12 protein-coding genes are annotated in these 13,188 nt (G+C 69.4%); 8 read left to right on the top strand and 4 right to left on the bottom strand.

The features are described from left to right. Positions 1 to 15: 15 nt before the first annotated feature. Together RN901_RS02740 and RN901_RS02735 are read right to left on the bottom strand one after the other, a co-directional pair. The gene (locus RN901_RS02740; protein ID WP_310755669.1) at positions 16 to 1,455 is read right to left on the bottom strand and encodes a M56 family metallopeptidase; all 1,440 of its coding nucleotides are present in this window, start codon (positions 1,453 to 1,455) and stop codon (positions 16 to 18) included. Then, positions 1,452 to 1,826, bottom strand: a complete 375-nt coding sequence (locus RN901_RS02735; protein ID WP_310755667.1) for a BlaI/MecI/CopY family transcriptional regulator — start codon at positions 1,824 to 1,826, stop codon at positions 1,452 to 1,454. Before RN901_RS02735 ends, RN901_RS02740 begins: the two co-directional genes overlap by 4 nt. 191 nt (positions 1,827 to 2,017) lie before the next feature. Between RN901_RS02735 and RN901_RS02730 the strand changes: the two genes are divergently transcribed. Next, positions 2,018 to 3,358, top strand: coding sequence for an aconitase X (locus RN901_RS02730; RefSeq protein ID WP_310755665.1), 1,341 nt, complete (start codon positions 2,018 to 2,020; stop codon positions 3,356 to 3,358). After that, a complete protein-coding gene (locus tag RN901_RS02725) occupies positions 3,358 to 3,795 on the top strand; it encodes a DUF126 domain-containing protein (RefSeq protein WP_310755663.1) in 438 nt (145 codons plus the stop codon). The genes RN901_RS02730 and RN901_RS02725 overlap by 1 nt, the downstream gene beginning before the upstream one ends. 3 nt (positions 3,796 to 3,798) lie before the next feature. Here the strand turns inward: RN901_RS02725 and RN901_RS02720 are convergent, their stop codons facing one another. Then, on the bottom strand, positions 3,799 to 4,701 hold the full coding sequence (locus tag RN901_RS02720; protein WP_310755661.1) for a 3-hydroxyacyl-CoA dehydrogenase family protein: 903 nt from the start codon (positions 4,699 to 4,701) through the stop codon (positions 3,799 to 3,801). A gap of 100 nt (positions 4,702 to 4,801) precedes the next feature. Here RN901_RS02720 and RN901_RS02715 point away from each other — a divergent pair, with 100 nt between their 5' ends. Genes RN901_RS02715 through RN901_RS02705 form a run of 3 tightly spaced genes read left to right on the top strand, consistent with a single transcriptional unit; the run spans position 4,802 to position 8,510 of the window. Next, positions 4,802 to 5,761, top strand: a complete 960-nt coding sequence (locus tag RN901_RS02715) for a 3-keto-5-aminohexanoate cleavage protein (RefSeq protein ID WP_310755659.1) — start codon at positions 4,802 to 4,804, stop codon at positions 5,759 to 5,761. Continuing rightward, on the top strand, positions 5,761 to 7,221 hold the full coding sequence (locus tag RN901_RS02710) for an APC family permease (RefSeq protein WP_310755657.1): 1,461 nt from the start codon (positions 5,761 to 5,763) through the stop codon (positions 7,219 to 7,221). The genes RN901_RS02715 and RN901_RS02710 overlap by 1 nt, the downstream gene beginning before the upstream one ends. Beyond that, a complete protein-coding gene (locus RN901_RS02705) occupies positions 7,218 to 8,510 on the top strand; it encodes an aminotransferase class V-fold PLP-dependent enzyme (RefSeq protein WP_310755655.1) in 1,293 nt (430 codons plus the stop codon). The genes RN901_RS02710 and RN901_RS02705 overlap by 4 nt, the downstream gene beginning before the upstream one ends. Positions 8,511 to 8,523: 13 nt before the next feature. Here RN901_RS02705 and alr read toward each other — a convergent pair whose 3' ends face one another. Continuing rightward, on the bottom strand, positions 8,524 to 9,792 hold the full coding sequence (alr, locus tag RN901_RS02700) for an alanine racemase (protein WP_310755653.1): 1,269 nt from the start codon (positions 9,790 to 9,792) through the stop codon (positions 8,524 to 8,526). Positions 9,793 to 10,017: 225 nt separating this feature from the next. On the opposite strand from alr, the gene RN901_RS02695 reads away from it, so the two are divergent. Genes RN901_RS02695 through RN901_RS02685 form a run of 3 tightly spaced genes read left to right on the top strand, consistent with a single transcriptional unit; the run spans position 10,018 to position 13,187 of the window. Then, a complete protein-coding gene (locus tag RN901_RS02695) occupies positions 10,018 to 11,226 on the top strand; it encodes a cation:dicarboxylase symporter family transporter (protein WP_310755650.1) in 1,209 nt (402 codons plus the stop codon). Continuing rightward, positions 11,219 to 12,211 (top strand): hypothetical protein, encoded by a 993-nt coding sequence (locus RN901_RS02690; protein WP_310755649.1) that lies wholly within the window; start codon positions 11,219 to 11,221, stop codon positions 12,209 to 12,211. The genes RN901_RS02695 and RN901_RS02690 overlap by 8 nt, the downstream gene beginning before the upstream one ends. 13 nt (positions 12,212 to 12,224) lie before the next feature. Continuing rightward, positions 12,225 to 13,187, top strand: a complete 963-nt coding sequence (locus tag RN901_RS02685) for an aminopeptidase (protein WP_310755647.1) — start codon at positions 12,225 to 12,227, stop codon at positions 13,185 to 13,187. Position 13,188: the final 1 nt, after the last annotated feature.

Genomic DNA, 13,188 nt, shown 5'->3' with positions numbered 1-13,188 from the left:
CGCCGGGGTCGCGGATCAGTGCGGCTTGTCGCGCGCGCGCAGCCGGGCGTTATGCGCCTCCATGTAGGTCCGTAGCATTTGCTCCCACTCGTCGTACGTGATCTCGCCTGCCTCGGCAGCCGCGTCGAGCCGGCGGACCTCCATGGCCAACTCCTCCAGCCTGGGAGTCAACTCCCCGATGCGCTCGCTCACGCCTTCAAGGCTCAGCCAAAGATCCCTCGGGATCGCCTCTTTCGTGATTTCGCCCGATTGCAGGCGCCCATCGAGCCTCTCACGCACAATTTCGACCTCGCGCTCGAGGCGCTCGACGGTGCTGCGAACGCGCGCTTCGGCTTCCGGGCCGAGGTCGAGCGCCTGGAAGGTTCCGTCTTCATCCACGTATCCGACACCTGCTTCCGGATCGACCGCCCATTTTCCCGAGTGGACCAGGGAGGTTCCATCCTCGTACTTGACCTCCACTTCCATACCGTCCCAGTTGGCGACTCCCTCCGCGCTGACGACGCCCTCCACGCGCGAGGCGCGCTCGGGCTCGGCCGGGCTCTGCGGGATCGGGGTGTCGCAGGCGAGGGCGAACAGGCCCAACCCGGCTGCGGCGGTGAGGATGGAAGCCCGGATTCGGGGCTTCCTCGTCGCGGTCCTGATCATCATGAGTCTCCTTTCGATTACCGAGTGGCCGCCGCGGATCAGGGCCGGCGCCGGATCCGGCGTCCGCCGACACCCGGCGGCAACCGTCAGAAGCAGGCGGGCGTAGCTCCGGGCGGGTGTGCCGCGGGCCAGAACGCGGCGGTCGCAGTCCCCTTCCACGGCGAGCCGGAGCCTGGCGAGCGACCACCAGACCGCGGGGTTCCAGGGCGAGAGCGCCGCGAGCAGGAGCCCCACTGTCAGGAGGATCGGATCGCACGCCCGCACGTGTTCCCGTTCGTGCAGCACGACCATCTCGAGTTCCTTTTTGCCGAGGCCGAAGGCCCACGACGGAAGGACGATCCGTGACCGGATGAGCCCCACGACGGCCGGCCCGAACTTCTCCGACCGCAGCACTTCCTCGCCGCAGACGTCCCGGGGCTCCCACGTCGTGCGCAACCGCCGCAGGCGGAGGCAGAGCAGGGCGAAGAGGACAAGGACGAAGATGGAACCCACGACCCAGAGGGCTCCCAGAGAATCCTCCATCCCGACCCCGGCGAGGAAGCTCCCGCCCTGCTCCGGGAGCGAAGGCGCCGGAGTTCCGAGTTCATAGAGGGCGCGGACGGGAAGGGCGAAGGGCCCGGGGCCATCCGCCGTTGCCGCCGCCGGAAGGAATCGGGGAAAGAACGGCGCCAGCCCGCCAACCCCGAGGGCGCCGATCCAGACCCAGCGAGTCGGCCGCCCGTGGGCCCGGAGACCCCGGTCGAGGCACCACGCGGCCCCGGCGACAAGGACGGCGACGATCAGCCCATAGATCATCGTGGCCAGAGTCACAGCTCGCCCTCCTCCAGTTCATCGAGGATCCGCCGCATGCGCTCCAGTTCCTCCGGCGAGACCTCCCGGCCCGAGATGAGCTGGGCGAGGACGAGTTCGGCCGACCCGCCGAAGATCTTGTCCCGGATCCGGGCCAGCGCCGTTTCTCCCGCCGCCTCGGAGGCCACGAGCGGGAAGTAGCGATACGCCCGACCTTCGGCCTCGTGCCGGACGGCGCCCTTCTTCTCCAGGATCTGGAGGAACTTGAGCACGGTCGTGTAGCCGACCTCGTCCTCGAGCGCGTCCATGACCTCGCTCACGGAACCGGACCCGCGGCGCCACAGGACGCTCATGATGTCCAGCTCCCGGTCGCTGAATGTCGGATCCCTCAAGGCTTCACCCCCTCCTGGAAACGTCCCCGCCCACGCATATACGAACATCTTCGTACGAAAGAATACGTGGTGAGGTGCACCCTGTCAACGAAGGTTTTCGTACATGGCGCCGGTCTTGTGAATCCGCCACTCCGCGACCGAGCCTCCGGGAACGGCCGAGAACGTCCAAAGAGGTGACAGTCGACGGTGCGATGGATCTGACCCGAGACGAGCGAGAGGTCCTCGACGGGAGCCGGGGGGAGATCCCCCGCAAGCTCCTCCTCACCATGGTCCGCTTCGGCGAGGCGATGGATGCGGAGCGGCTCGTGCCGGTGGAGGGTCCGGGGCACCTCGTGATTCCGGAGTCCAAGCCCGGGGTCGGGGCGCGGACGGAGTTTCTCGAGTCGCTCGTCGACGCCGGGGTCCGGGCCGCGCTTCCGTTCACGGCCGACCCGGCCACGATCCTCAACGAGACGCTATCGGACCTGACAGACAACCAGCGGCAGCGGCTTGCCCGCGCCTACCCGATGGAGCTGCGCTACCGGGAGGCGCTCACGAAGCTGGGCCTGCGCGACGCGGGCGGCCTGACCTGCACGCCCTGGTTCGAGGAGGTCGCGAACCGGCCCTCGTACGGCCAGATCGTGGCCTGGGCGGAGTCCTCCGCGGTGGTGTACGCGAACTCCGTCATCGGCGCGCGCACGCACCGGAATCCCGGGATCATCGATCTCATCTCCAACGTCGTCGGCAAGACGCCGCTCGCCGGCCTGCTGACGGACGAGGGGCGGCGCGCGAGCTGGCTCGTCGAGGTCGAGGCGGCGGGGCCGATCAACGGACAGGTGCTCGGCTACATCGTCGGGCGGGAAGTCGGGGACGGGATCCCCTGGGTGACGGGCCTCGCGGACATGCTCGATGGCGGCGAACACCCGGCCCGCGCGAAGTTCCTGCGCGATTTCGGGACGAACGCCTCCGTGGGGGGCGGGGTCGGCCTCTTCCACGTGGAGGGCGTCACCGTGGAGGCGAAGCGGTACGGCCGGCGGCTCATCCGCGACGACGCTCGCCGGCTGATGATCGACGAGGGACAGATCGAGTCGGTCGGAGCGTCGCTGCGCGCCGACCGCCCAGTCGATGAGCTGCGGCCGAACAAGGTCCTGCTCGGCTGCCCACACCTCACCTACGACCAGTTGTGCGCGTGGACCGATGCGGTGGAGGGCGAACTCGCGCGCGCCGGACGCGACCGCCTCGCGGTGGAGACGGTCTTCGTCGCGGCCCCCGACGTGGTGTCCCGCTTCCGCGCCGAACATCCGGGCTTCGCGACCCTCGCTCTCGCGGGAGGACACGTGGGCTCCTTCTGCCTCGAAGCGTTCATGCAGGATCCGATCCTCGCGCCCGCCTGCGTGGTCACGAACTCGAACAAGCTCCGCTACTACAGTCGCAACGTGTACATGCTCGACGACGACGCGCTCCTGCGGGTGATGGTGACGGGGGGCGCGGGAACCCCCGCCGCGGGCTCCATGCGGGCCTCCTTCGGGACCTCCTCCGAGGTGCAGGCCTGATGCCGCGCTTCCGGGGCCGCGCGGTCATCGCCGGCGAGACCGCGGCGCCCGCCGCCGTGTCGCGGGCCGGGTTCAACCCCTTCGCGAGCTTCTGCGACCAGTTCGACGGGGGAATCGACACGGCCGTGTGCGGGGATCCGCAGAACACCGAACTCTTCGGCGAACCGCTCACCGGGCGGATCATCCTCGCGCCCTTCTGCGTAGGATCGACGTCGGCCGGGCCCTGCTGGGAGCGCATCGCGGAACTCGGCCTCGCCCCCGCCGCACTCCTCCTGCCCGGGGAGGTGGATCCGCTCACGGCCGGCGGCCTCATCCTGGCCGATGTCTGGCTCGACACGGCGATCGTGTGCGTGGACCGGCTGGGGCCCGAACTGCTCGACCGGGTCGAGACCGGCGACGAATTGCGCGTCGGCCGGGACGGCGTCGTGACCTGGTAGGCGTCAGTCGTCGGAGGCCGTGAGCCAGCCCTCCCGTTCGAAGACGGGCGACGGGTAGGTGTAGAACCCCTTCCCCGACTTCACACCGAGTTCCCCCCGCTCGACCATCCGGTCGAGGAAGTCGGGCGGCTTGTCGGACGGGTCGCCGGAGGCCTCGTAGTACACGTTCTCGATGTCGCGCACGACGTCGAGTCCGACCACGTCCATAAGTCCGCACGGCCCAATCGGCGTGCCCCAGTCGAGCATCCACGCCCGGTCGATCTCTTCGGCGCTCAGGTATCCGCCGGCGACCAGCTGCAGCGACTCCTTCTTGATCGCGCGCCAGATCCGGTTCGTCGGATAGCCCTGGATCTCGCGACGGGCGACGATCGGCACGAGGCCGAGCCGGCGCAGGAACTGCTTCGCCGCATCGATCGTCGCGGGGTCGGTGCCGGGGTGCCCCATGACCTCGACCTTGAGGTCCTCCGGCGGGCCGAAGTTCATGTTCGTGAACCGCCCGGGACGCCCCGTCGACTCCGCCATCCACGAACCCGGCAGCGAGGAGGTGTTGGAGGCGATGAACGCCTCCGGCGGCGCCGCCGCGCCGATCCGCCCGAGGACGACGCGTTTCAGTTCGAGGTCTTCGTGGACCGTCTCGATGACCCAGTCCGCCTCCCGCACGCAGTCCTCGAGGTCCCTGCACGCCTCCACGACGCCATGTGTCGCGCCGGCCCCGTGCCCGTCCCCTTCGTCCGCGGCCTCGAGCAACTCGCGCACGGTAACCAGCGCTCCGGCGAGCGCCTCCTCCGAGACATCGTGCAGCCGCGCGCCCACCCCCCGCACGGCGCAGCCGTAGGCGATCCGTCGTCCCATCGTTCCCGCGCCGATGATGGCTACGGTCCCTGCGGCACGCTCCGTACCGGACATGGCATCCTCTTGTGAATCGGTGTGAAATGGCCAAGGCTCCCCGAGGACCGGGGACAACCTCTTGAGACGATAACAGCCTTCACAGCCTTCCGAGGAGCAGATGACCAGAACCTGGAACTACGGCGACCCCTACGCCTACATGGACAGGGTCGCCGGCGGCATGCCCCCCGTCATCATCTGTCTGGCCGCGAACGGCGGCATCCAGGGCAAGGAGTATAACGACGCCCTCCCGGAGACGTCCGAGGAGCTGGCCGAGTCCGTCGGCGAGGCGTACGACGCAGGCGCCTCGATGGTGCACATCCACGCCCGCAACCCCGAGACGCTGTGGAAGGGGGCGACGACGACCGAGGTCTGGCTCGAGGCGAACCGCCGCCTGCGCGAGCGCTGCCCCGAGATCATCATCAACAATACCACCGGCGGCGACCTGTGGATGGACGATGAACAGCGCCTGTCCTGCCTCGACGCCAACCCCGAGGTCGCGTCGCTGAACCTCGCCCCGGACATGGGCAAGTTCAAACTCAAGCCGCGCGGGGAGGAGTACACGCACCCCCGCCCCGCGATCGACTTCGACGACTGCACGCCGTTCTCCTACAGGCAGATCGCGCACTTCGCGGCGGAGATGAAGGCGCGCGGCATCAAGCCCGAACTCGAGACCTACCACCCCGGCTGCGGGTGGGTGATCCGGGACTTGATGGCGCAGGGCCTCATCGAGGCGCCCTACTGGGTTCAGACCGTGATGGGCTACCAGACGTCGAGCTGGCCGACCGTCGACAACGTCGTGAACATGGTCCGGGAGTTCCCCGAGGGTTCCGTCTGGCTGTGCTCCGGCATCGGGCCGCACCAGCTTCCCATGACCACGCTCGCCACTCTCATGGGAGGCCATGTCCGCGTGGGCCTCGAGGACAACATCTACTACCGCCGCGGTCACAAGGTGGAGAGCAACCGCCAGCTCGTGGAGCGGGCCGTCCGGATCGCACACGAGCTGAACCGCGAGGTCGCCACGCCCGCGCAGGCGCGCGAAATGCTCGGGCTTTCGGCCACGCCGACACGGTACAGCTAGTGCCGGGCCAGCCGGGGGCGGAGGGCGGACGGGAGGAACTCGGGCGGGGGATCCGGCTCCGGTCGCTCTTCTCGCTCGCCTTCGGCACCATCATTGGGGTCGGCTGGATCACGGTCATGGGGGCGTGGCTGAGCGGCGCCGGCGCGATCGGGGCCATCATCGCGTTCGTGCTCGGCGGCCTCGGCATTCTCGCGATCGGACTCTGCTACTCGGAGATGGCGGCCGCGTACCCGGTCACCGGCGGCGAGGTCGCGTACGTATTCGAGGCGTGGGGAGCGCGCTGGAGTTTCGCCGCCGCGTGGTTCCTTGCGTTCTCCTACATCTTCACGACCTCCTTCGAGGCGATCTCCGTGGAATGGGTCGTGTCCGCTCTCGTCCCGGGGTTCGGCGGTCCGGTCATCTACACGCTGCTGGGGCAGGAGGTGCGGCTGTGGAGCCTCGCCCTCGGACTCGCCGTGATGGCCGCGATCACGTTCATCAACTACCGCGGCGGAAAGACGGCGGCCTGGTTCCAGGACCTGATGACGGCGGGGCTCATCATCCTCACTCTCATCTTCGTCGTCGCGGGCGTCGTGGGGGGCAGCGTCGCGAACCTGGAGCCCATGTTCAGCGGGACGACGCCGGGGGCGGCCCTGGTCGGCGTGGGCATCGTGCTCGGGACCGCCGCGTTCTGGTTCGCCGGCTTCGACACGATTCCGCAGGCGATGGAGGAGGTGGAGGAGGGCGCGAAGCTGCGGCTCCTGCCGCGCGTCATGGGCGCCTCCATCCTGTTCGCGCTCGTCTTCTACTGCCTCGTGATTCTGGCGACGGCCATGAGCATGCCCCGCGCGGAACTGCTCGCGTCCGAGCTTCCGGCCGCGGCCGCGATCGAGGCCGCCCTGGGCTCGCCGTTCCTGGGCCGGGTCGTGCTGTTCGCCGGACTCTGCGGGCTGATCACGACGTGGAACGCGATCTTCTTCGCCTCCACGCGGATCGTCTTCGCCATGGCTCGGGCGCACATGATCCCCCACCGCCTCGCCAGGGTGCACGACCGCTACGGTTCGCCGTCGGCCGCCGTCATCTTCGTGGCCGTCATGGGGAGCGTGGGGGCGCTGTTCGGCCGCAACGCCATCCTCGTCATCGTCGGAGGCGCCGCGATCTCGGCCATGATCGTCTTCCTCGTCGTCGTGCTGGGCGTCCTGCGGCTGCGGAAGACGCGCCCCGACCATCCGCGTCCCTACACCGTGCCCGGCGGCCGGGGCTTCCTGGTTCTCAGTGCCGTCATCGCGCTGGGGCTGCTCGGAGCTTCGATCTGGGAACCCTTCCATGGCGCGGGCGGCCGGATCCCCGCCGAGTGGATCGTCCTCGTCGTCTGGGCGGCGCTCGGGCTCGTCTTCTACCGCGCCGCCGCGCCTCTCCGCCGCGAGGTGAGCGACAGGAGGCTCCGCTGGCTCATCCTCAGCGACGAGGACCCGGAATGAACACGAGTCGACGCCACTTCCTCCGCCGGTCCGCGGGCGCGCTGGCGCTGGCCCCGATCGTGCCCGTCGGGCGGCTCGCCCTGGCCGATCCGGCATCGCGGCCCGCTGATTCGGGTCGTCCGCAGGAGGCCTGGGTGGCCCGCGCGCGCGCCGAGATCCCCGCCTCGACGGAGAGCCTGTACTTCCAGACGGGCGGGATCGGCCCCGCTCCGAACGCTGTTATCGACCACGTCCATGAACGGCTCGCTTTCCAGAACAGGAGCCCGGCCGAGCCCCGCATCTCGGACGAGATGGCCCGCATCGAGCCCGACCTGCGGGCTCAGTTGGGGCGCGTATTCGGGGCCGCGACGGAAGAGGTCGCGCTCACGCACAGCACCTCCGAGGGGATCTCCATCCTCGCCTGGAGCCTGAACTGGGAGCCGGGCGACGAGGTCGTGATCTCCAACACGGAGCACCCCGCCAACGTCGTCCCGTGGTACGTCCTCCGCGACCGGTTCGGAATCGCGATCCGCGAGATCGACCTGAATCCCGGAACCGGACTCATCGACGAGGTTCGCGGCCAACTCTCCGACCGCACGCGGATGGTGAGCATCAGCCACGTGTCGCGGAACAACGGACGAACGCTGCGGACCGACGAGTCCGCGGAACTGGGCGACCTGCTGCGCTCCCGCGGCGTGCGCTACCACCTCGACGGCGCACAGGGCCCCGGCTGCGTCGCGACCGACTTCCGCGCCCTCGGCTGCGACGGCTATTCCACCTGCGGCCACAAGTGGCTGCTCGGCCCCAAGGGCGCCGGCGCGCTCTTCGTGCGTCGCGAAATGCTGGACCACGTGCAGCTCAGCTGGGCCGGTTCCCACAGCCACGCGACGATGGACTACGAGGGTGCCTACACCCTGCTCCCCAGCGCCGCGAGGTACGAGTTCGGCACCCGCGCGCTCGCGGACTTCGCCGGCTTCGCCCGCGCGGTGGAGTGGATGGAGGGCATTGGACTGGAGAGGATCGAGGGGCGGATCCAGTCGCTCGTCGACCACGCGATCGAAGTCGTGGACGCCACCGAGGGACTCGGCGTGTCGTCTCCGCGGGCGCACGCGGACCGCTCGGGCGTGTTCGTGGTCCAGCTCCCGGAGGGGTGCGACGCCACGCAGTTGTACGGCGACCTGCGCGAAGACGAGGGGATCCTCGCCTCTCCGGTCCGGGAGGAGCGCGACTTCCGCCTCTCGATCCACTTCTTCAACACCCGCGAGGAGATCGACGCCGCGATCGCGGCCATCGCGGCGCGCTGCGGCTGACCGGGAGCGGGGCCTACACCACCCGTCTCGGGAGCCGGGGGTTCATGAACTGGATGATGCCGAGGAAGCCGCGGCCCGTCCGTTCGGCGACGGTGTGGGGAAGCACGGACGGATGGTCGGGGCCGATGAGGGTCGCGACGTCGCCGACCTCGACCGTCTTCTCCGGACCGATGTCGAGAATGGTGTGCGCGGAGTTGACCCCTCCGGCGACCGGGTACAGGCGGCCGTTGATCAGCACCTCGCAGGTCCCGTTCGCCTCGGACGGATAGCCGTCGGTGCGGCCGACCGGCAGCAGCGCCACCCAGGTGGCCCGGTCGGCGGTGAAGGTGTGGCGGAAGCCCGCGCCGTCACCCGGCTCGAGGCGTTCGACCCGCACCACGCGCGCGTTCATGCGAAACACGGGCCTGAGGTCGGCCATCTCCCCGGCGCCCTCCCCACCGGAGAGGTGGTTTCCGAACAGCGCGTTCCCGGGACGCACCATGTCGTAGTGCGCCTCGGGCAGGTTGAACAGCTCGAAGGAGGGTGAAGCGTGGAGGGTGCCGAGGGGAAGGTTCTTCCCGCGGGCCCACGCGAGGAGTTCCTCGAAGCGCGCGAGCTGCTCCCGGTTGAAGTCGAGATCGTGAATGAACATGGTGTAGGTGCCGTTCACGTCGACGTATTCGCTCTGCACGAGCTCCTCGATCCAGCGGCGCGCGCGGGTGTACGGCATGCCCTCGCGGTTCATCCCCGTATCGATGAAGAGCTGGACGGGCACGGGACGGCCGAGTCGCCTGGACACGCTCCGCAGCCGCGCGGGCGCATCGTCCAGCCACACGGACGGGAGGATGTCGTGCCTCGCCATCTCCTCGATCTCGTCCTCGGATCCCTCGGCCATGACCACGATCGGCTTGGTCACGCCTTCCTCCCGCATGGCGAGCGCCTCCTCGACGCGCACGGAGGCGATGCCGCCCACCTCGGGCATCCCGGCGAGGAGCGGCCCGACCGCACGGTCGCCCAGGCCGTACGCATTGTTCTTCACGACCGCGAGGATGGGGCGCCCGCTCGCGAGCCGCGCGGCCTCCCGGACGTTTTGGGTCCAGGCGGCGCGGTCGAGTTCGATCCACGGATCGAAGCGCTCGGGGGTCCAGGTGCGGTCCGTGGCTGCACCGGCAGACAGCAGGCCGGCCCCCGTACTGCGCGTCCTCCCGGCGGTTGCGCAGCCGGAGGTCGCGGCGAGGCCCAGGGCGGCGCCGGTCAGGTGGAGAAAGCGGCGGCGCGGGAGCGGTGATGACGGGCGATCCATGGGGCCTCCGGGCTCAGCGGGGTGATGCAGGTTGACCGTGGCGTTGCCAACTTTTTCCTGAAGACACTACGCTTCGCCTATGAACACGATCAACATCTCGCTCCCTGCCGACCGTCAGTTCCTTCGAGATCTCCTGCTCGAGGGTGGTGAGTCCGCTCCCATCGTCACCGTCGATAGGCTTTACTTCGAGATGTTGCGCGCCCGGATTCGCCGACGCTCGACGGAGTGAGGGCCCGAGGGCGGCGGAGGCGTAACGTCCCCGCGTACGTCTGGACGATCCTGGCGCTGGCGGGAGGGCTGGCTGCGGGTGGGTCCCTCCCCGTGCCGCTGGCGCCGGTGGCCGACGCCACGGGCACGCTTATCGCCTGGGTTGTCGCCGTCGTGCCGCTGCTGATCCTCGCGGCCCTCAGCCCGGCCATCGCGACCCTGATTCGTCGCGGGCTCGCCGGGCGCTTCGCGGGCGCGGTCGTCCTGTGGTACGTCTTCACGTCGACGGTCGCCGGACTCATCGCCGTCGTGACCTCCGCCACGATCTTCCGCATCCCGCTGGCCACGGGGGACCGGGGCGTATGGACCGAAGCCGCGGCCATGCTGCGGAGCCTCGGCGACGGCGGGGCCTCCTGGCCGCTGCTCGCGATCCTCGCCGGAGTCCTGCTCGGAGCCTTCGGCGCCCGGCACGATCCGACCTACCGCGTACTCCGACGAGTCGCCGACTCGATCGAGAAGGCGGGCGGCAAGCTGGCCTACGTCATGCTCCCGCTCATCCTCGCCTTCGGGATCACGCTGGGCGTGCGCTTCGGCGCGAGCCTGGGGCTCTCCCACTATCTCACGATGGCCGCCTACACCGGCGCCCTCGTCCTCATCTGGTGGGCGTTCTACACGTTCGTGCTCGTCCGGAGGGTCGGACGCCGGCCCGTGGGGCCCGTGTTGAGTGAGTACTACGTGCCCACCGCGGTCTTCGCCGCGGGCACGTGTTCCTCGCTGGCGACGCTCCCGGTCAACCTCGCCAACGCGAAGAAGGTCGGCGTCCGCGACGAGGTGGCCGACTTCGTCCTCCCGTTCGGCGCCGTCGCGAACCTGGACGCGAGCGCGCTGGCCTACGTCGCGTACGGACCCTTCGTCGTCAGCTACGTGTTCGGCCTGGAATTGAGCTGGATGATGATGCTCGCCGCGTGGCCCGCCGTCGTCCTGTTCACGATCGCCGCTCCCGGGCTCCCGGCCGGCATGGGGACGGCGCTGTGGAGCGCGACGCTGTTCGCGAGCATGCTGGGACTGGAAGGTCAGGCTCAGGGCGAGTTCATCGCGAGCTGGATCGCGCTCTCCGGCGGTATCCCCGACATGCTGCGCACCGCGACGAACACGACCGGAGACGGCTACACCGCGATCATCTTCGACGGTCGATTCGATGAGTTTTTCGCGAGGGATCGTGGCTGACGGGGCCGTGGCTGAGGCCGGGATGGATCTCTCGCCCGGCGCGCGGCGGCTCGTGCACGTGAACGGGCGCGTCCAGCCGGGTGAAGTCGTCGTGATCGTGACCGACCCGACGATGCGGCGGTACGCGGATGCCGTGGCCGCGGCCGCCCGCGACGCCGGCGCCGACGTCACCGTGTGCATTATTCCTATGCGGAATCAGGACGGGCAGGAGCCGCCCTCTCCGGTCGCCCGGGCTATGGCCGAGGCCGACGTGATTTTCTCCCCCGTGCGCATCTCGATCACCCACACGCGCGCGATGCGGGCCGCACTGGAGGCGGGCGGGCGCGTCTGCATGATGACGGCGTACACCGACGCGATCATGACCAGCCCCGCGCTGCTCGAGACCGACTTCGAGGCGCAGGCCGGTGTCTGCCGCCGCCTTGGCGCGGCCTTCACGGAGGGCAAGTCCGTGCGGCTCACTTCCCCGCGCGGAACGGATCTCCGCTTCGGGATCGAGGGTCGCGTCGCGAACGTCCTCACGAACATCCCGGAACCCGGCGAACTGGCCCCGGTCCCCGACATCGAGGTCAACGTCGTGCCCGTGACCGGTTCGGCGGAGGGCACGCTCATCTTCGACGCCTCGGTCCCCTACCTCGGCATCGGCATCCTCGAGGAGCCCATCGTCTGCTCCGTGCGCGAAGGCGCCATCGTGGAGATGACCGGCGGGACGCAGGCCGACTTCCTGCGCGAGCACCTGGAGTCCTTCGAGGACCCCCACTGCTTCAACGTCGCCGAGTTGGGCGTCGGCCTGAACCCGAACGCCCGCCTCACCGGAGAGATGCTCGAGGACGAGGGCGTCATGGGCACGATCCACATCGGCATCGGCACCAGCCATACCCTCGGAGGCGAAATCGTGGCCCCGACGCACTACGACCTGCTGATGTGGGAGCCGACCATCGCCGTCGACTGCCGCGTCGTCCAGCGCGACAAGCAGGTGCTGGTATGAAGCAGGAACCATCGTGAGGAGAGGCGCGGAGATCCTGGTGCGGACGTGCGCCAACGTGCAGCCCGCCGAGGACGTGGTCATCGTCACGGATCCGGAGCGGATGACGATCGCCCGGACCGTCGCCGACGCCGCGCTTGAGGCCGGGGCCGTCGCGAGCATCGTGACCCCGCCGGAGCGGTCGATCGACAACGAAGAGCCGGGACCCGCCGTGGCCGCGGCGCTCTCGGCCGCCGACATCGCCTTCCTGCCCGTGACGCTGGCCCTGGCGCACACCCGCGCGGTCCGCGAGGCCATAGGCGCCGGAGCCCGAGTTCTGTCCATGACCGCGTTCACCGAGCGGATGATGCGCGACGGCGGGCTGTTCACGGACTTCCGCGCGCGCAAGCCGCTGTGCGACGCCATCGCGGCGAAGCTCACCGCCGGCGAGCGCCTGCGGGTGACGAACCCCGCCGGCACCGATCTCACCATTAGCCTCGAAGGCGTGACCGGGAACAGCCACGCCTGCCTGCTGGACGGCCCCGGCTTCTCCGCCGTTCCCAACATCGAAGCGAACTGTGCCCCCGCGCAGGGCACCGCCGAGGGCGTGTTCGTGTGTGACGGGAGCATCCCCTACTACGGCGTGGGTCCCATCCGCAAACCCGTGACCTTCCGCATTTCGAAGGGCTTCGTCACCGACATCGAGGGCGGCGACCAGGCCGAATTCCTCGCGGACCTGCTGGCCCGACAGGACGACCCCTGGGTTTACAACCTCGCCCAGTTCGCCTTCGGCCTGAACCCGGCCTGCACCGAGTTCACCGGCGAAATGCTCAACGACGAAGGCGTGAACGGCACCGTCCACATCGGCATCGGCACCTCCGCCAACCTCGGCGGCACCGTCTCCGCCAAAACCCACTTCGATGCGGTCAACCGCACTCCCACAGTCTGGATCGACGACGAACTCGTCCTTTGCGGGGGAGAGATCCTGGCCGACCGCTGAA

Origin of the sequence: Candidatus Palauibacter soopunensis, assembly GCF_947581735.1 — a bacterium.
Taxonomy (GTDB): domain Bacteria; phylum Gemmatimonadota; class Gemmatimonadetes; order Palauibacterales; family Palauibacteraceae; genus Palauibacter; species Palauibacter soopunensis.
The sequence above is the reverse complement of the archived record's forward strand: the minus strand, read 5'-3'. Positions and strand labels throughout refer to the sequence as shown.